The sequence below is a fragment of the Zafaria sp. Z1313 genome, assembly GCF_050563205.1.
GTDB lineage: Bacteria > Actinomycetota > Actinomycetes > Actinomycetales > Micrococcaceae > JAZDCJ01.
Map to the genome: position 1 here is coordinate 41956 of NZ_JBNWUK010000021.1, position 16605 is coordinate 58560.

Genomic DNA, 16605 nt, shown 5'->3' on the forward strand with positions numbered 1-16605 from the left:
CCGACACCATCTTTTGTATACACATTTCGCCGAATGGCCGCCTAAACGCGCCGAACGGAGCGGTTTGGTGGAGCAGGAGTCGAGGATATGTATACACTGGCGGCATGAAGGCGAGCGATCGGGCCTACAGTGCCCTCCGGGAGGAGATCGTCGAGTGGCGGCTGCGCCCCGGCGACGTCCTCGGGGAGGTCGAGCAGGCGGCGCGCCTCGGGGTCTCCCGCACGCCGCTGCGCGAGGCGCTGGCGCGCCTCGTCGCCGACGGGCTGGCCGTCCAGCAGCGCGGGCGCGCGACGGTCGTCTCCGACGTGTCGCTCGACCACGTCGACCACCTCTTCGAGCTGCGCCGCGCCCTCGAGGTCGCCGCGGCCCGGGCGGCCGCCCGCGGCACGCAGCGCGCGCGGTTCGCCGAGCTCGCGACGGAGTTCTCCGGCGTCGCGCTGGACGGCCCGGACGCCGTCGAAAGGTACTACGGGCTGGCCGCGGCGCTCGACGAGGCGCTCGACGAGGCGGCGGCGAACCCCTATCTGCTGCAGGCCCTGCGCGCGCTGCGCGTCCACCTCGCCCGGCTGCGGAGGCTCGCGTTCGACGACCCGGCCCGGCTGCGGGCCTCGGCCCACGAGCACGCCGTGATCGCCCGCGCCGTCGCCGCCGGCGACCCGGAACTGGCCGCCTCGGCGACCCACCTGCACCTCCACCACAGCCTCGACCACATCAAGACCCATTCCATCCCCCGGAAGGACACCCCATGATCAACCACCCCGTCCGCGTCTACCGCTCCGAAGAGCAGCTGCCCCGCGAACACCAGCTGGCGCACAAGATCGCCGTCGTCGCCGCGGATCCCGTCGCCGTCGACGCCGACGTCGTCGAGATGGTGGTCAACCGCGTCATCGACAACGCCTCGGTCGCCGTCGCCTCGCTCAACCGCGCCCCCATCGTCGCCGCGCGCGCCCAGGCCCTCGCCCATGCCCCCAGCACGGGCGGTTCCGGCTCCGCCGTCTTCGGCATCGAGGGCACGGCCTCCCCCGAGTGGGCCGCGTGGGCCAACGGCGTCGCGGTCCGCGAACTCGACTACCACGACACCTTCCTGGCCGCCGACTACTCGCACCCGGGAGACAACATCCCCCCGATCCTCGCCGTCGCCCAGCACGTCGGGGCCTCGGGCGCGGACCTGGTGCGGGGCATCGCGACCGGCTACGAGATCCAGGTCGACCTGGTCAAGGCGATCTGCCTGCACCGGCACAAGATCGACCATGTGGCCCACCTCGGCCCGTCGGCGGCGGCCGGGATCGGCACCCTGCTGGGCCTCGACGTCGAGACCATCTTCCAGGCCGTCGGGCAGGGCCTGCATACGACGACGGCGACGCGGCAGTCGCGTAAGGGCGAGATCTCGACGTGGAAGGCCCATGCGCCCGCCTTCGCGGGCAAGATGGCCGTCGAGGCCGCCGACCGGGCCATGCGCGGGCAGACCTCGCCCGTTCCGATCTACGAAGGCGAGGACGGCGTCATCGCCTGGCTCCTCGACGGCCCGGACGCCGCCTACGAGGTCCCGCTGCCGGCGCCCGGCGAGCCGAAGCGGGCGATCCTGGACACCTACACCAAGGAGCACTCGGCCGAATACCAGGCCCAGGCCTGGATCGACCTGGCCCGCAAGCTGCACCGCGAGCACCCGGAGGCCGCCGACCCGGCCAACGTGGCCTCCGTCCTGATCAAGACGAGCCACCATACCCACTACGTCATCGGCTCGGGCGCGAACGACCCGCAGAAGTACGACCCCACCGCCTCGCGCGAGACGCTGGACCACTCGATTCCGTACATCTTCACCGTGGCCCTGCAGGACGGCGCGTGGCACCACGTGGACTCCTACGCCCCGGAGCGGGCCGGGCGGCCCGACACGGTCGAGCTGTGGGGCAAGGTCGCCACGCAGGAGGATCCCGAGTGGACCCGCCGCTACCACTCGCTCGACATCGCCGAGAAGGCCTTCGGCGGCTCCGTGGAGATCACGCTGAAGGACGGGACGGTCCTGGCGGACGAGATCGCGGTCGCCGATGCCCACCCGCTCGGCGCCCGTCCGTTCGGCCGCGAGCAGTACATCCAGAAGTTCCGTACGCTGGCCGCCGGGCTCGTCGAGGAGGCGGAGATCGAACGCTTCCTGGCCGCGGCCGAGAACCTGCCGAACCTCGCCGCCGGCGAGCTCGGCCAGCTCAACGTCGTCGCCGCACCCGGCGTGGTCGACCTCGCCGCCGCGCCGAAGGGGCTGTTCTAGCCATGTTGTATTCCACCACCACGCCCCAGGCCAAGCGGGCGGCCCTGCGCGAGGCGCTCGTCCCGGGCGCGGGGCTGCAGTTCCCGGGGGCCTTCAATCCCCTCTCGGCCCGGCTCATCGGGGAGAAGGGCTTCGACGGCGTCTACATCTCGGGCGCCGTCCTCGCCAACGACCTCGGCCTGCCGGACATCGGATTGACGACCCTCACCGAGGTCGCGCAGCGCGCCGGACAGATCGCGCGGATGACGGACCTGCCGGCGATCGTGGACGCGGACACGGGCTTCGGCGAGCCCATGAACGTGGCCCGCACGGTCCAGGAGCTGGAGAACGCGGGCCTGGCCGGGTTGCACATCGAGGACCAGGTCAACCCCAAGCGTTGCGGCCACCTCGACGGCAAGGGCGTCGTCGATCTGGACACGGCCCTCAAGCGCGTCGCAGCGGCGGCCGACGCGCGCCGCGACCCGGACTTCCTCATCATGGCCCGGACGGACATCCGCGCCGTCGACGGGCTCGAGGCCGCGATCGACCGGGCCCGGGCCCTCGTGGACGCGGGCGCGGACGCCATCTTCCCGGAGGCGATGCGCAGCGTCGACGAGTTCGAGGCCGTCTGCCGTGCCGTCGACGTCCCCGTCCTGGCCAACATGACCGAGTTCGGCAAGAGCGCCCTGTTCCGCCGCGAGGAGCTGGCCGATGCCGGCGTCGCGATCGTGATCTACCCCGTCACCCTGCTCCGCTCAGCGATGGGCGCGGCGGAGCGGGTCCTCGAGGCCATCCGCGCCGACGGGACCCAGGAGGCCGAGGTCGGGAAGATGTTGACCCGCGCCCGGCTGTATGAGCTAGTGGACTACGAGGGCTACAACGGCTTCGACGCGGGGATCTTCAACTTCCGGGTCCCCGGCCTCGACACCGACGGCACGACCAACGCCTAGAAGGAGCACAGCATGACCGAGCCAGACATCAAGAAGGGCCTCGCCGGTGTCGTCGTGGACTACACGGCCGTGTCCAAGGTCAATCCGGACACCAACTCCCTGCTCTACCGCGGCTATCCGGTGCAGGAGCTCGCCGCCTCGAAGGGCTTCGAGGACGTCGCGCTGCTCCTGTGGACGGGCGAGCTGCCGGACGCCGCGGAGCTGGCGGACTTCACGGAGTTCGAGCGTTCACACCGCTCCCTCGACGCGAACGTCAAGGCGGCGATCGACCTGCTGCCGTTGGACTGCCACCCGATGGACGTGGGGCGGACCGCCGTCTCCGTCCTCGGCGCCAACCACCCGCTCGCGCCGGACTCCTCCCCGGAGGCCGAGCTGGCCAAGGCGAAGTCGCTTCTGGCGAAGTTCCCGGCCGTCGTCGCCTACGACCAGCGCCGCCGCCGGGGACTGGACCCCGTGGAGCCCCGCGCCGACCTGGACTACTCGCAGAACTTCCTCTGGATGACCTTCGGCCAGGAGGCCGCCCCCGAGGTCGTCGACGCCTTCCGGGTCTCGATGATCCTCTACGCGGAGCACTCCTTCAACGCCTCCACCTTCACCGCCCGCGTCGTCACCTCGACGCTCTCGGACCTGCACTCCGCCGTGACCGCGGCGATCGGCGCCCTCAAGGGGCCGCTGCACGGCGGCGCGAACGAGGCCGTGATGCACACCTTCGAGGAGATCGGCATCCGCCAGGACGAGCCGCGCGAGGAGGCGGCCGCCCGGGCGCGTGCCTGGATGGAGGACGCGCTGGCGCAGAAGAAGAAGGTCATGGGCTTCGGCCACCGCGTCTACAAGAACGGCGACTCCCGGGTCCCGACGATGAAGGCCGCGCTCGACGCCATGATCGCCCACTACGGCCGGGATGAGATCCTCGGGCTCTACGACGGCCTGGAGCAGGCGATGGGCGAGGCGAAGGACATCAAGCCGAACCTCGACTACCCGGCCGGCCCGACGTACCACCTCATGGGCTTCGACACGGAGATGTTCACGCCGCTGTTCATCGCGGCGAGGATCACCGGGTGGACGGCCCACATCATGGAGCAGCGGGCCTCCAACTCGTTGATCCGGCCGCTCTCGGCCTACAACGGACCGGATCAGCGCTCGGTCTGATCCCCCGGCTCCTCCCCGGGCGTCTTCCTCCCCTCGGGCGAGGACAGGCGCCCGAGGGCTTTCCGGTAGCGCTTCAGCGCGTCCCGGCCGAGGGCCTCCTCCCGGGTCCTGATCCAGCGGACGACGCCGGTGCCGCCGCCTTCCGCTGCCAGGTGGGCCAGGAGGGCGCGACCGTCGAGGTGGTCCCCCAGCGCTTCCTGGATCGCGTGCGCCGCCCGTTCCTGCCGGGCGGCGGAGGGGACCGCGCCGGGACCCGCGGCCTGCAGGGCGTAGCGCAGGGCGCGCGGCCTTCCTGACCGCGTGGAGCGCCTCCTCCCGGGCCCCTTCGGCTGCGTCCCGGTCGGGGCCGGTGCCCTCGGCGGCCTTCCAGCCGGGGCCGGAGCGGACGCTGGAGCGGACGGGCGCCGCGGCCAGCGCCTCGGCCTCCTCCGCCAGGCGCAGCACGAGGGCCCGCTGCCGCTCGAGCGCCGCGGCCACGTCCGGGGAGCCCGTCCCGGGCCCGCGCTGCCCGGCCTCCTCCCCCGGGCCGTCGACGGCGGATCCGCCGGGGTCGGCGGCCGCACGAACCGTGGAGCGCCCCTCGGCGGTGGCCAGCCAGGCGGCGAAGGCCCCGCGGGCTCCGGCGCGGGCGGGAGCGGACGGCACGGCGCCTGCGACGCCCGCCTCGGCGGCCTCGGCCACCCGCTGGGACAGCCGCGCGGCGAGTACCTCGGCGTCGCGGGGACCGGCGAGCGCGCGGCCGAGGAGCTTCAGGGCCGTCAGGCGCCTCCCGGCCTCGGCGGGGCCGAGGACCTCGAGCGCACTGCGGATCCGGCGGACGGCCGAGCGGGCGTCGTGGACGGATTCCGTTCCGCCGCCGGCCGAGGCCGCGTCCTCCACGAGCCGCTGCAGCCGCGAGGCGTCGGCGCGCACTGCATCGGCCACGCGGTCGACCAGGCCGTCGGCCGGTCGATCGGCGGGGTGGCCCGGCGGGTCGGCCGCCCGCCGCCGGCCCGCGTGCCGCTGCTCATGCATGCACCCATTCTCCCCTCTGGGGCCCGCCGGAACCGTCGCCCGGTGGCACGACGGCTAGGGGCGCTCGACGGCGGTGTAGGCGGCCACGGATTCGTTGTCCTCGGCGAGCACGACGTGGACGTCGAGGCGCCGGCCGGCGATGAGCGGGCCGAGCCAGCGGGCGGAGTCCTCCCACATCCGCGCTGCCGGCAGCCCGTCCACGGCATACCAGGCGGGGCGCAGTTCGGCGGAGTCCCGCAGCGTCCCGCGCGTGCGGAGGGCCAGGAGCACGGTGCAGCGCATGTCCGAGGCGGGGCGGGAGGGGAACTCGAAGCGGATCGTGGCCACGTCGGTGAGCTCGTCCGGGTCCGCCTCGAGGCCCGTTTCCTCGGCGAGTTCCCGGGCCGCCGCGTGGGCCGGGGTCTCCCCGGCTTCGATCTTGCCGCCCGGCAGCACGGTCTTGCCGCTGCCGAAGCCGCGGAGCTTGTCCCCGAGCAGGACCTCGGGGCCCCCGTCGCCGCGGCGCAGCGCGAGGCAGAGGACGACGTCGGTGCTCATCGGCCCAGTCTAGGTCCCGGAGCGCAGGGCCCGGGGATGCGCGGCCGCGTAGACCTCGCGCAGGGTGTCGGCCGTGACAAGGGTGTAGACCTGGGTCGTGGTGACGGAGGCGTGGCCGAGGAGCTCCTGGACGACGCGGACGTCCGCGCCGCCCTCCAGCAGGTGCGTCGCGAAGGAGTGGCGCAGGGTGTGCGGGGAGACGTCGCGGGTGATGCCCGCCCGTTCCGCGGCGGCCTTGAGGATGCTCCACGCGGACTGGCGGCTGAGCCGGCCCCCGCGCAGGTTGAGGAACAGGGCGGGCGTCCCCTGGCCCTTGGCGGCCAGGCCGGGCCGGCCGCGGACGAGGTACCCCTCGAGCGCGGAGGCGGCGTAGGACCCGAGCGGGACGATCCGCTCCTTGGATCCCTTGCCGAAGAGGCGGACGACGGCGGGGCCGTCGTCCGGGCGCTCGAGGTGCAGGTCGTCGACGTCGAGCCCGACGGCCTCGCTGATGCGGGCGCCGGTCGAGTAGAGGAACTCGAGCAGGGCGCGGTCGCGGAGGCCGCCCGGGGTCTCGGTGGGCACGGACTCGAGGATCGCGGCGACGTCGGCGGCGCTGATCGCCTTCGGCAGGCGCCGCCCGGCGGCGGGCGGGTGGAGTTCTGCCGCGGCGTTGTCCGGGGTCGTCCCCTCGAGCGCCCAGAAGCGGTGCAGCCCGCGGACGGCCACCACGCAGCGGGCCGCCGAACGCGGACCGAGGGGCGTGCCGCCGTCGGAGCCGTCCCGGAGCGCCTGGGCGAAGCCCGTCAGGAGCCCTTCCGTCACCGCGGACGCGTCCCGGATCCCCTGGGCCTCGAGGTAGGAGGCGTAGCGGACCAGGTCGCGCCGGTAGGCGGCGACGGTGTTCACGGCCATGCCCCGCTCGACGGCGAGGTGCTGCAGGTAGGCGGCCATCTGCCGTCCGGGGCCGGTCGAACCCAGCTCGAAGCGGGGGGCGGCGGGCGCCCCGGCCGTGCTCACGGTGCCGCCGGCGCGCCGGTCTCCGGCGTGCGCCGGCGCGGGTGCGCCTCCCACGGCGCGTCGGCCGGGCGCAGCGAGGCGTAGCCGTCGGCGGACGCTGCGCGGCAGGCCAGGATTCCGGCGACGGCCGAGGGATTGTGCACGCGGCCGTCGAGGACGGCGCGCACGGCGTCGTCGAGGGGGACCCAGGCGGTGTCCATGTCCGCTTCCTCGTCGGTGCGGACGTGGCGCTGCTCGAGGGGCACCTCCGACGCGCCGCGGGCCAGGAAGATCCGGATGGCCTCGGAGGAGGATCCCGGCGAGTTGAAGACGTCCACGAGCACGTCCCACCGGGCCGCGGTCAGGTCCGCCTCTTCCGCGAGCTCGCGCGCCGCGGCGGCCTGCGGGTCCTCCCCGTCCACGTCGAGCAGGCCCGCGGGAACCTCCCACAGCGTCATGCCGACGGGGTGCCGGTACTGGCTGATGAGCAGCACGCGGTCCTGCTCGTCCAGGACGACGACGGCGACGGCGCCGGGGTGGTCGATGTAGTCGCGGACGAGCGGCACGGCGGCGGCCGGGTACTCGAAGCTGTCCTGCACGACGTCCCAGACCCGCCCCGTGTAGACGGTGCGGGAGGACAGCACGCGGCGGGGCGTGACCTCGTCACGGACCCCGCCGCTGCCGGACGCCATGGCTACCGCCCGGCCTTCTGGTGGGCGAGGGCGGCCTTGACGAGGCCCGAGAAGAGCGGGTGCGGCCGCGTCGGACGGGAGCTCAGCTCGGGGTGCGCCTGCGTCGAGACGTAGTACGGGTGGACGGACTCCGGAAGCTCGACGAACTCGACGAGCCCGCCGTCCGGCGACGTCCCGGAGAACACGAGCCCGTGCTCCTCGAGCTGGGCGCGGAACGCGTTGTTGACCTCGTAGCGGTGGCGGTGGCGCTCGGCGACCTTGGCCTTGCCGTAGGTCCTGGCCGTGACCGAGCCGTCCGCAAGGACGGCGTCGTAGAGTCCCAGGCGCATCGTGCCGCCGAGGTCGCCCTTGCCGTCGACGATCTCCAGCTGCTCCTCCATGGTGGCGATCACGGGGAACTCGGTCTCCGGCTCGAACTCCGTGGACGAGGCCCCGGCGAGTCCGGCGACGTTGCGGGCGTACTCGATGACCATGCTCTGCAGGCCCAGGCACAGGCCGAGCGTCGGCAGCCCGTTCTCGCGGGCGAACCGCAGGGCGCCGAGCTTGCCCTCGAGGCCGCGGATGCCGAAGCCGCCGGGGACGCAGATCGCGTCGACGCCCGCCAGCGCCGCCGCCGCGCCCTCCTGGGTCGCGCAGTCGTCCGACGGGACCCAGCGGATCGCGACCTTGGCCTTGTTGGCGAAGCCGCCCGCGCGCAGCGCCTCGGTCACGGAGAGGTAGGCGTCGGGGAGGTCGATGTACTTGCCGACGAGCGCGACCTCCACGTGGTGCTTGGGGTGGTGGACCGCGTCGAGGAGCTTGTTCCACTTGGACCAGTTCACGTCCTTGAACTTCAGTCCGAGCGACTGGACGATGTACGCGTCGAGTCCCTGTTCGTGGATCTTGACCGGGATGTCGTAGATGCTCGGCGCGTCGGCGCAGTTGATGACCGCTTCCGGATCGACGTCGCACGTGCGGCCGAGCTTCTCGCGCATATCCGCGGGGATCTCGCGGTCGGAGCGGATGACGAGGGCCTCGGGCTGGATGCCGATGGAGCGCAGGGCGGCGACCGAGTGCTGGGTCGGCTTGGTCTTCAGCTCCTGCGACGGGCCGATGTAGGGCACGAGGGAGACGTGGACGAAGAAGACGTTGCCGCGGCCGACGTCCTGGCGGACCTGGCGGGCGGCCTCGAGGAACGGCTGCGACTCGATGTCGCCCACCGTGCCGCCGATCTCGGTGATGATGACGTCGGGGGCCTTCTTGGACTCCGCCGGGAGGCGCATGCGGCGCTTGATCTCGTCGGTGATGTGCGGGATGACCTGCACGGTGTCGCCGAGGTAGTCGCCGCGGCGTTCCTTCTCGATGACCGCGGAGTAGACCTGGCCGGTCGTCACGTTCGCGGAGCCATCGAGGTTCTCGTCGAGGAACCGCTCGTAGTGGCCGATGTCGAGATCCGTCTCGGCGCCGTCGTCCGTGACGAAGACCTCGCCGTGCTGGAACGGGTTCATGGTCCCTGGATCGACGTTCAGGTAGGGGTCGAGCTTCTGCATGGTGACGGAGAGGCCGCGCGCCCGGAGCAGGTGACCGAGGCTCGAGGCCGTCAGTCCCTTGCCCAGGGAGGAGGCCACGCCACCGGTGACGAAGATCTGCTTGGTAGTTTCGGAGGACCGGGAATTACGGGAAAAAGTTCGCTGCACCACGGAATTCGAGCCTATCATCATTTCGCCGGACGGGGGTTGGGGACACTCTACTGGAGGGGTACGACGCCGGGGCCTCACCCGAGCGCGGAGACGGCCTGCCGGGCCTCCTCCAGGAGCTCGCCCGCGTGGGCCTGGGCCGTGTCCGATTCCTCCTGGCCCGCGAGCATCCTGGCCAGTTCGCGGATCCGCTCCGGTTCGTCGAGCAGGACCACGTCGCTCGCCGTGAATCCCGCTCCCCCGTCGGCGGCCGCATCCGAGCTCTTGATCACGCGGATGTGGCGGTCGGCATAGGCGGCGACCTGCGGCAAGTGGGTGACGACGATGACCTGGACATGCCGTGCGAGCATGGCCAGCCGCTTGCCGATCTGTACGGCCGCCTTGCCGCCGACGCCGGCGTCCACCTCGTCGAAGACGAACGTGGGGACGGGATCCACGGCGGCCAGGACCACCTCGATCGCGAGCATCACACGGGAGAGCTCGCCACCGGAGGCGCCCTTGCCGAGGGGCCGGGGCGCGCTGCCCGCATGGGGCTGCAGGAGCATGCGCACCTCGTCGGCCCCGTGGCGCGCCGCCTGGGCCGCGGGCAGGACCTCCACGACGAAGCGGGCGTCCGGCATGGCCAGGGCGGCGAGCTCGGCCGTGACCCGGTCCGCGAGCTCGGCCGCCGCGCTCGTCCGCAGCCCGGTGAGGGTGGCGCCGAGCGCCGCGAGCTCGGCCCGCAGCCGCTCCTCCTCGGCCGTGAGCGCCTCGATGCGCCCGGAGTCGTCCTGCAGTTCGCCCAGGCGGGCGCGCGCCTGCGCCGCCCACTCGAGGACCTCGTCGATGCCCGGAGCGTACTTCCGCACCAGCACGGACAGCGCGGCGCGGCGCTCCTCCACCTCCGCGAGCCGGCCGGGCCCATCGGCGTCGAGCCCGGCCGCGTAGCTCGAGAGCTCGGCCGAGACATCGGCCAAGAGGTAGCCGACCTCCTTCAACCGCCCGGAGAGGGCGGCCAGCTCGGGATCGTCCCCGCCCGCCTGCTCGAGGGATCGTTGGGCCGCCTCCACGAGCACCGTGGCCGCCGGCGCGTCGGCGTAGTCGTCTCCCGAGACGGCCGCCTGCGCCGTGAGCGCCGCGGAGCGCAGGCCCTCAAGGTTCGTGAGCTTCATGGACTCCGCCTTGAGCGCCTCGTCCTCCCCCGGCCCGGGGTCCACGGCGTCGATTTCCTCGAGCGAGAGCTGCAGCGCCTCCGCCTCGCGCAGCCGTTCGCGCTGGCGGCCCGTCAGCTCCCCGAGCTCGGCCTGGACATCGCGCCACCGGTCGAAGGCCGTGCCGTAGTCCTCCACGGCGCGGGCGAGCTCCCGCCCGCCGAACTTGTCGAGGGCTCCCCGTTGCGCGGCGGCCTCCTTGAGCCGCAACTGGTCCGTCTGCCCGTGGACCACCACGAGCTCGGCTCCGAGCTCCGCGAGGAGGCCGACAGGCGCCGCCCGTCCGCCGACGGCGGCCTTGCTGCGTCCCTCGGCACCCACGGTGCGGCTGATGATCAGTCCCGCTTCGTCGTCGTCCTCGTCGACCAGCGCCCCGGCCTCCTCCGCCCGGCGGACCACGGACCCGCCGGCGGGAAGGCGCAGGCTCGCCTCGGCGACCGCCTGGCGGGCGCCGTGGCGCACGGATCCGGCGTCGGCCCGGGCGCCTAGGAGGAGCCCCAGGGCCGTGACGACCATGGTCTTCCCGGCCCCGGTCTCCCCCGTGACCACGCTCAGGCCCGCGCCGAGGGGCAGGCTGGCGCCGGTGATGACGCCGAGGTCCGAGATGCGGATCTCCTCGATCATGGGTGCTGTTCCTCCGTCCGCGGCTGGTGGTAGCGGGGTTCGACGACGTGCAGGGGGGCCGGGACGAGCGGCAGGGCCGTCGTGTCGGCCTCGCGGTCCTTGTCCGGGACGGGACCGCGCCAGCCGCTCGTGGGCAGCTCGAACTTGCGGACGAGGCGCTCACTGAAGGGCGTCTTGTTCACCCGTGCCAGCCGCACGGGCTTCGGCGACCTCGTCACCTCGACGCGGGAGCCGGGTGGAAGGTCCACGGTGCGCCGGCCGTCGCACCAGAGCACCGCCTGGGCGTCGGTGCGGGTCAGCAGCTCGAGGGCCATGGTCGAGGTCGGGGCGACGACGAGCGGCTTCGCGAAGAGCGCGTGGGCGCTGATGGGGACCATGACGAGCGCCTCCACCTCCGGCCACACCACGGGGCCGCCGGCGGAGAAGGCGTAGGCGGTGGAGCCGGTGGGCGTGGCCATGACCATGCCGTCGCAGCCGAACGTGCTGATGGGGCGCCCGTCGATCTCCATGACGACCTCGATCATGCGTTCGCGGTTGGCCTTCTCGACCGCGGCCTCGTTGAGCGCCCAGGTGTGGGCGATGCGGCGGTTGCCGAACCAGACCTGGACGTCGATCGCCATGCGTTCCTCGACCGTGTACTCGCGGTTGACGACCCATTCGACCGTCTGCTGCAGGTCGGTCCGCTCGCTCTCCGCGAGGAAGCCGACGTGGCCGAGGTTCACGCCGAGCAGGGGGACGTTCGAGTTGCGCACGAGTTCGGCCGAGCGCAGGACCGTGCCGTCGCCGCCGAGCACCATGCCGAGGTCGATCTCGTCGAGCTGGACGTCCTCGCCCAGGACGGAGACCTCGAGCTGCTCCGCCTCGAGGGAATTGCGCAGATTCTGCAGCTCCAGCCGGCGCATGACCGGGACCAGCCCGTGGGCCCTCAGGCTCAGGCACGTGTCGAGGGTGGCCTGCAGGGAGTCTTCGCGTCCGGTGTGGGCCAGGACGAGGATCCTTCTCATGAGTTCCTTCCGTCGGCGTTCCGGGCGTGGCCCGGATGCCCGGGCCCGTGATCAAGAATAGTCAACCTCGTCGAGAACGGCGGGGAAGGCGTCCGGCTGTGGAGGGCCGCCGGGGTCCGGGACACGGAGGCGGAGGAAGAACTCGGCGTTGCCGTCCTGCCCCGGCAAGGGGCTGCGCGCGAGCCCGCGGAGGGCCAGGCCCGCGCTCCGGGCCGAGTCGATCACCGCTTCGACGGCTCGGCGGCGCCAGCCCGGGTCGGTGACGACGCCGGTGCGGGAGAGGTTCTCGCGGCCCACCTCGAACTGCGGCTTGACCATGAGGACGAGGTCGCCGCCCGGGCGCGTCGCGGCGGCCAGGGGCGCCATGACCAGGGTGAGGGAAATGAAGGAGAGGTCGGCCACGACGAGGTCGACCGGGCCACCGAGGTCGGCGGCCTCGAGATGGCGCACGTTGTAGCCCTCGCGGACGTCGACCCGCGGGTCCCGGCGCAGCTCGTCCACGAGCTGGCCGTGGCCGACGTCGACGGCGGCCACGGATGCCGCCCCGCGCAGCAGCAGCACCTGGGTGAATCCGCCCGTCGAGGCGCCGGCGTCGAGGCAGCGGCGGCCCCGGACGACGACGTCGTCGAAGGCGTCGAGCGCGCCGGCGAGCTTGTGGCCCGCGCGGCTCACGTACTCGGCGCCCTCCGCCGGCAGGACCTCGAGGCGTTGGCCCTCGGCGACGGGACGGGACGCCTTGGCCGCCGGGGCCCCGTCGAGGAGGACCCGTCCCCCGGCGACGAGCGCGGCGGCCTGCGTCCGGGACCGCGCCAGGCCGCGCGCGACGAGTTCGGCGTCCAGCCGGGCCACCTAGCGCTCCCCGTCCGCGTCCAGGGCGGCCCGCAGGGCGTCGTGGACGGCTTCGAAGACCTCCTGATGCGCCCCCACGGGCAGCCCCGGCAGCCGGCCCAGCTCGCCCAGGGCCGCGTCGACATCGGCGTTGCCGGTCGGGGCGGGCACCTCGGGCCAGTCGACCTCGGGCACCTCGGGCCGGTCGGACGTCATCGGCTTCCCCCGGACGCCCCCGAGAACACGAGGTCCGGACGCGTGCGCGAGGCCGCCTCGGGGGTGGCCGCCCACCACGCCGCGCACGCGGCGCGCCACGCGTCAAGGTCGTCCTCGACGCCCGCGACCGTCACGGTCCCATCGACGACGCGGGCCGACGCCCCGCCGCAGCGGTGGGCTCCGGCGTCGTGCTCCAAGGCCGGGTAGGGCTCGTAGAGCCCGGCCAGGTTGCCGAGGATGTATCTCGGGCGTTCTGCGGCCGCGGCGCCCAGGATCTCGGCGGTGCCGTCGATGCCCGTGAGGATGGAAGCCGTCGCGAAGCCCGCGCGGTTGCCACCCAGGATGTCGGTGTCCAGACGGTCGCCCACGACGAGCGGGCGGTCCGCGCCGAGGGTCCGCGCGGCGCGTTCGAACAGGAGCGGCTCGGGCTTGCCGGCGACGAGCGGCACGGCCCCCGTCGCGTTGGCGACGGCATCGACGAGCGAGCCGTTGCCGGGGGCGATGCCCTCCGCGCGCGGAATCGTCAGGTCCGTATTGGTCGCGACCCACGCCGCCCCGCGCTGGATCGCGTACGCGGCCTCGGCCAGGTCCGTCCAGCCGAGAGTGGGATCGAAGCCCTGGATGACGGCGGCCGGCGCATCCGCCGCCGAGTCCACCACGCGGAAGCCCCGCGACTCGACGCAGGAACGCAGGTATCCGCTCCCGACCACGAGGACGGGCGCGCCCGGTGCGATCAATCCGGCCAGGAGCTCGCTGCCCGCGGCCGCGGAGCCGAAGACCTGGCCGGCCGTCGCGGGCGCGCCCAGGCCGCACAAGTGCTCCGCGACCTGTTCGGGCGAGCGGGACGCGTTGTTGGTGATGTAGGCGAGCGCGACGCCGTGCCCGTGCAGTCCGCGCAGCGCAGGCACCGCTTCGGGCACGGCGCCCGCGCCGGCGTAGACCACTCCGTCGAGGTCGGAGAGGACCGCGTCGTAGGAGGAAATCAGCAGGGGCGTCGTCGTCATCGGGCGCTACTGCTCCGATCCGTCGCGGGCAGCGGCATCCTGCGTCTCGTCACCGGTGTCCAGCGCCTCGGCCTCGTCGGCGCTGCCGTCGACGTCGAGCTCGCTGCCGGCGTCGAGGAAGTCGTCCGACTCCACGTCGTCCGCGTCCGTGTCGGGGTCAGCGGCATCGCCGGGGATGTCCCCGGAGTTGTCCTGGTCCGCGCCGTCCGCGCCCTCACCGGCGTCCTGCTCGTCAGCGCCCTCGTACAGGCCGTCCTCGGCGTCGATGCCCTCTTCCTGGCCGGCCGGAAGGACGACGTCCTTGGCGCGGGGCTTCTCGACGGGCTCGTCGTCGTCCTCCCCGAGGTCCATGATCTCGGGATCCGCGAACTCGCCCACGCCGAGCGCGCTCTCGGCGATGACGATCTGCCGGCGCCACAAGGCCGCCTCCTCGTCCTTGCCGACGGCCTCGAGGGCGTCGGCGTAGACCGCGAAGAGCCGCGGGCTGAAGGAGAAGGCGCGGTTGATGTCGAGTTGCGGGATGCGCAGCTCCTCGAGGGCCTCCTCGAGATGGCCGAGATCGGTCTGCGCACCCGAGGCGACGATCGCCATCTCGACGCGGGCCGGAACGTCGAGGGCCGCGGCCTCCTCGCTCCGCGCCGTCTCGAGGGCCTTCTCCGGCTTGCCGAGGCCGCGCTCGCAATCGGCCATGATCGGCAAGTGGATGTTCGATCCGCTGATGCGGCGGAAGGTCCGGAACTCCCGCAGGGCATCCGCGTACTTGCCGGCCGCGTAGGCGGTCAGGCCGACGGCCTCGCGCACGACGGCCACGCGGCCTCCGCGGCGGCTGGCCGCCAGGGCGTGGTCGTAGGCGAGCTCTGGGTCGAGGTCGATCAGGCGCCCGGCCATCACCAGGTGCTTGGAGACCCATTCGTTGTTCTTGTCGTCCAGGTAGCGCAGCTCGGCCTTCGTGATGCGGTCGAGCTCCTTGCCCGTGACGTCGTCGTCGATCTCGGGCGAACGTCCGCGGTCACCGCGGTTGGCGATGCGCAGATCCGCCGGGTTGTGCGGGCGAGCCTCGTCGCGGTCCGGCCGGGGGAAGGACTGCTCGCGATCGGCAGGGCGCCCGCCACGGGGCTTGTCGCCCGCGCCACGGGAGGGCGCGCTCCGGCGTTCGTCGCCGCCGCGGTATCCGCCTTCACGACGCTGGCCGCCCTGGTAGCCACCTTCGCGGCGCTCACCACCCTGGTAGCCACCTTCGCGACGCTGGCCGCCCTGGTAGCCGCCTTCACGTCGATCATTGCCACCGCGGTATCCACCTTCGCGGCGGTCGTTGCCACCGCGGAAACCACCTTCGCGGCGGTCGTTGCCACCACGGAAGCCACCTTCACGGCGCTCACCACCCTGGTAGCCGCCCTCACGACGCTGGCCGCCCTGGTAGCCGCCCTCACGGCGATCGTTGCCACCGCGGAAACCACCCTCGCGACGCGCACCACCCTGGGAGCCACCCTCACGGCGATCGTTGCCACCACGGAAACCACCCTCGCGACGCGCACCACCCTGGGAGCCACCCTCACGGCGATCGTTGCCACCACGGAAACCACCCTCGCGGCGGTCCCCACCCTGGTAGCCACCCTCGCGGCCGTCGTTACCACCGCGGAAACCTCCTTCACGGCGCTCACCACCCTGGTAGCCGCCCTCACGACGCTGGCCGCCCTGGTAGCCGCCCTCACGACGCTGGCCGCCCTGGTAGCCGCCCTCACGGCGGTCGTTGCCACCGCGGAAACCACCTTCACGGCGCTCACCACCCTGGTAGCCGCCCTCACGGCGGTCGTTGCCACCACGGAAACCACCCTCGCGGCGGTCATTCCCGCCGCGGAAACCACCCTCGCGGCGGTCATTCCCGCCGCGGAAACCACCTTCACGGCGCTCTCCGCCCTGGTAGCCGCCTTCGCGGCGGTCATTCCCACCGCGGAAACCACCCTCGCGGCGCTCACCACCCTGGTAGCCGCCTTCGCGGCGGTCGTTCCCACCGCGGAAACCACCCTCGCGGCGCTCACCACCCTGGTAGCCACCCTCACGACGCTGGCCGCCCTGGTAGCCACCTTCGCGGCGATCGTTGCCACCACGGAAACCACCCTCGCGGCGCTCGCCGCCCTTCTCGTGGTTGTTGTGCTTGCGGGGTCGATCTCCGCGGGAAGACTGCTGCTCGTCAGCCACTGTGGCCGTTCCTCTCTGAGACGCGCGGATGGCACGCCTGGGTGGTGTTACTGATGGGGCCGAGCCGTCGGCCCGTTCTGCGACTCATTCAATCTTAGTCGAGCGGAGCTCCGCCCGATTCTGACGCTTAAACGTCAGGACCCCCAGCCGTGAGGTTGGGGGTCCTGGTAATGGTTGTCCGGCGGTGTCCTACTCTCCCACACCCTCCCGAGTGCAGTACCATCGGCGCTGTGGGTCTTAGCTTCCGGGTTCGGTATGGGACCGGGCGTTTCCCCCACGCTATGACCGCCGTAACCCTTGCT

15 protein-coding genes, 1 rRNA gene and 1 pseudogene are annotated in these 16605 nt (G+C 72.8%); 5 read left to right on the forward strand and 12 right to left on the reverse strand.

All coding sequences use genetic code 11. The annotated features are described in order from the left end of the window. The first annotated feature begins 104 nt into the window (after positions 1-104). From ACQ3I4_RS14790 to ACQ3I4_RS14805, 4 genes are read left to right on the forward strand one after another with little or no spacing between them, the layout of a single operon-like run. Entirely contained in the window at positions 105-749 is a 645-nt protein-coding gene (locus ACQ3I4_RS14790; protein WP_329863653.1) for a GntR family transcriptional regulator, read from the forward strand. Next, a complete protein-coding gene (locus tag ACQ3I4_RS14795; protein ID WP_329863651.1) occupies positions 746-2263 on the forward strand; it encodes an MmgE/PrpD family protein in 1518 nt (505 codons plus the stop codon). The genes ACQ3I4_RS14790 and ACQ3I4_RS14795 overlap by 4 nt, the downstream gene beginning before the upstream one ends. A 2-nt stretch (positions 2264-2265) precedes the next feature. After that, entirely contained in the window at positions 2266-3192 is a 927-nt protein-coding gene (prpB, locus tag ACQ3I4_RS14800; RefSeq protein WP_329863649.1) for a methylisocitrate lyase, read from the forward strand. A 12-nt stretch (positions 3193-3204) separates the two neighbouring features. Beyond that, the gene (locus tag ACQ3I4_RS14805; protein ID WP_329863648.1) at positions 3205-4341 is read left to right on the forward strand and encodes a bifunctional 2-methylcitrate synthase/citrate synthase; all 1137 of its coding nucleotides are present in this window, start codon (positions 3205-3207) and stop codon (positions 4339-4341) included. A 291-nt stretch (positions 4342-4632) separates the two neighbouring features. On the opposite strand, the pseudogene ACQ3I4_RS14810 reads toward ACQ3I4_RS14805, so the two are convergent. The 11 genes and pseudogenes from ACQ3I4_RS14810 to ACQ3I4_RS14860 form a co-directional block, all read right to left on the reverse strand. After that, a pseudogene (locus ACQ3I4_RS14810) lies at positions 4633-5355 on the reverse strand (CHAD domain-containing protein); the annotation flags it as partial. A 54-nt stretch (positions 5356-5409) separates the two neighbouring features. After that, positions 5410-5892: an 8-oxo-dGTP diphosphatase gene (locus ACQ3I4_RS14815; RefSeq protein WP_329863646.1), complete on the reverse strand. Its 483-nt coding sequence runs from the start codon at positions 5890-5892 to the stop codon at positions 5410-5412. 9 nt (positions 5893-5901) lie between these two features. Further along, entirely contained in the window at positions 5902-6891 is a 990-nt protein-coding gene (gene xerD, locus ACQ3I4_RS14820) for a site-specific tyrosine recombinase XerD (protein WP_430633829.1), read from the reverse strand. Further along, positions 6888-7562: an NUDIX hydrolase gene (locus tag ACQ3I4_RS14825; protein ID WP_329863645.1), complete on the reverse strand. Its 675-nt coding sequence runs from the start codon at positions 7560-7562 to the stop codon at positions 6888-6890. Before ACQ3I4_RS14825 ends, xerD begins: the two co-directional genes overlap by 4 nt. A gap of 2 nt (positions 7563-7564) precedes the next feature. Further along, positions 7565-9259, reverse strand: a complete 1695-nt coding sequence (locus tag ACQ3I4_RS14830; RefSeq protein ID WP_329863644.1) for a CTP synthase — start codon at positions 9257-9259, stop codon at positions 7565-7567. A gap of 56 nt (positions 9260-9315) precedes the next feature. Continuing rightward, on the reverse strand, positions 9316-11052 hold the full coding sequence (gene recN, locus ACQ3I4_RS14835; protein WP_329863642.1) for a DNA repair protein RecN: 1737 nt from the start codon (positions 11050-11052) through the stop codon (positions 9316-9318). Then, positions 11049-12056: an NAD kinase gene (locus ACQ3I4_RS14840; RefSeq protein WP_329863640.1), complete on the reverse strand. Its 1008-nt coding sequence runs from the start codon at positions 12054-12056 to the stop codon at positions 11049-11051. The genes recN and ACQ3I4_RS14840 overlap by 4 nt, the downstream gene beginning before the upstream one ends. A 51-nt stretch (positions 12057-12107) precedes the next feature. Next, the gene (locus tag ACQ3I4_RS14845; protein ID WP_329863639.1) at positions 12108-12905 is read right to left on the reverse strand and encodes a TlyA family RNA methyltransferase; all 798 of its coding nucleotides are present in this window, start codon (positions 12903-12905) and stop codon (positions 12108-12110) included. After that, on the reverse strand, positions 12906-13100 hold the full coding sequence (locus tag ACQ3I4_RS14850) for a hypothetical protein (protein WP_329863637.1): 195 nt from the start codon (positions 13098-13100) through the stop codon (positions 12906-12908). After that, the gene (locus ACQ3I4_RS14855; protein WP_329863635.1) at positions 13097-14104 is read right to left on the reverse strand and encodes an HAD-IIA family hydrolase; all 1008 of its coding nucleotides are present in this window, start codon (positions 14102-14104) and stop codon (positions 13097-13099) included. The genes ACQ3I4_RS14850 and ACQ3I4_RS14855 overlap by 4 nt, the downstream gene beginning before the upstream one ends. Before the next feature lie 6 nt (positions 14105-14110). Next, on the reverse strand, positions 14111-14992 hold the full coding sequence (locus ACQ3I4_RS14860; RefSeq protein ID WP_329863634.1) for a hypothetical protein: 882 nt from the start codon (positions 14990-14992) through the stop codon (positions 14111-14113). Here ACQ3I4_RS14860 and ACQ3I4_RS14865 point away from each other — a divergent pair. Beyond that, positions 14945-16357, forward strand: a complete 1413-nt coding sequence (locus ACQ3I4_RS14865) for a hypothetical protein (RefSeq protein WP_430633830.1) — start codon at positions 14945-14947, stop codon at positions 16355-16357. The two genes, ACQ3I4_RS14860 and ACQ3I4_RS14865, sit on opposite strands and share 48 nt — an antisense overlap. Positions 16358-16479: 122 nt before the next feature. Here ACQ3I4_RS14865 and rrf read toward each other — a convergent pair. Next, positions 16480-16596, reverse strand: a 5S ribosomal RNA gene (gene rrf, locus ACQ3I4_RS14870). Positions 16597-16605: the final 9 nt, after the last annotated feature.

Excerpts from the sequence above, each read along its gene's own strand:
- recN (WP_329863642.1), bottom strand. The coding sequence starts at position 11,052 with ATGATCGAGGAGATCCGCATCTCGGACCTCGGCGTCATCACCGGCGCC.
- ACQ3I4_RS14790 (WP_329863653.1), top strand. The coding sequence starts at position 105 with ATGAAGGCGAGCGATCGGGCCTACAGTGCCCTCCGGGAGGAGATCGTC.
- ACQ3I4_RS14815 (WP_329863646.1), bottom strand. The coding sequence starts at position 5,892 with ATGAGCACCGACGTCGTCCTCTGCCTCGCGCTGCGCCGCGGCGACGGG.
- ACQ3I4_RS14795 (WP_329863651.1), top strand. The coding sequence starts at position 746 with ATGATCAACCACCCCGTCCGCGTCTACCGCTCCGAAGAGCAGCTGCCC.
- ACQ3I4_RS14805 (WP_329863648.1), top strand. The coding sequence starts at position 3,205 with ATGACCGAGCCAGACATCAAGAAGGGCCTCGCCGGTGTCGTCGTGGAC.
- prpB (WP_329863649.1), top strand. The coding sequence starts at position 2,266 with ATGTTGTATTCCACCACCACGCCCCAGGCCAAGCGGGCGGCCCTGCGC.
- ACQ3I4_RS14855 (WP_329863635.1), bottom strand. The coding sequence starts at position 14,104 with ATGACGACGACGCCCCTGCTGATTTCCTCCTACGACGCGGTCCTCTCC.
- ACQ3I4_RS14850 (WP_329863637.1), bottom strand. The coding sequence starts at position 13,100 with ATGACGTCCGACCGGCCCGAGGTGCCCGAGGTCGACTGGCCCGAGGTG.
- ACQ3I4_RS14840 (WP_329863640.1), bottom strand. The coding sequence starts at position 12,056 with ATGAGAAGGATCCTCGTCCTGGCCCACACCGGACGCGAAGACTCCCTG.
- ACQ3I4_RS14860 (WP_329863634.1), bottom strand. The coding sequence starts at position 14,992 with ATGGCCGGGCGCCTGATCGACCTCGACCCAGAGCTCGCCTACGACCAC.
- ACQ3I4_RS14825 (WP_329863645.1), bottom strand. The coding sequence starts at position 7,562 with ATGGCGTCCGGCAGCGGCGGGGTCCGTGACGAGGTCACGCCCCGCCGC.
- ACQ3I4_RS14830 (WP_329863644.1), bottom strand. The coding sequence starts at position 9,259 with ATGATAGGCTCGAATTCCGTGGTGCAGCGAACTTTTTCCCGTAATTCC.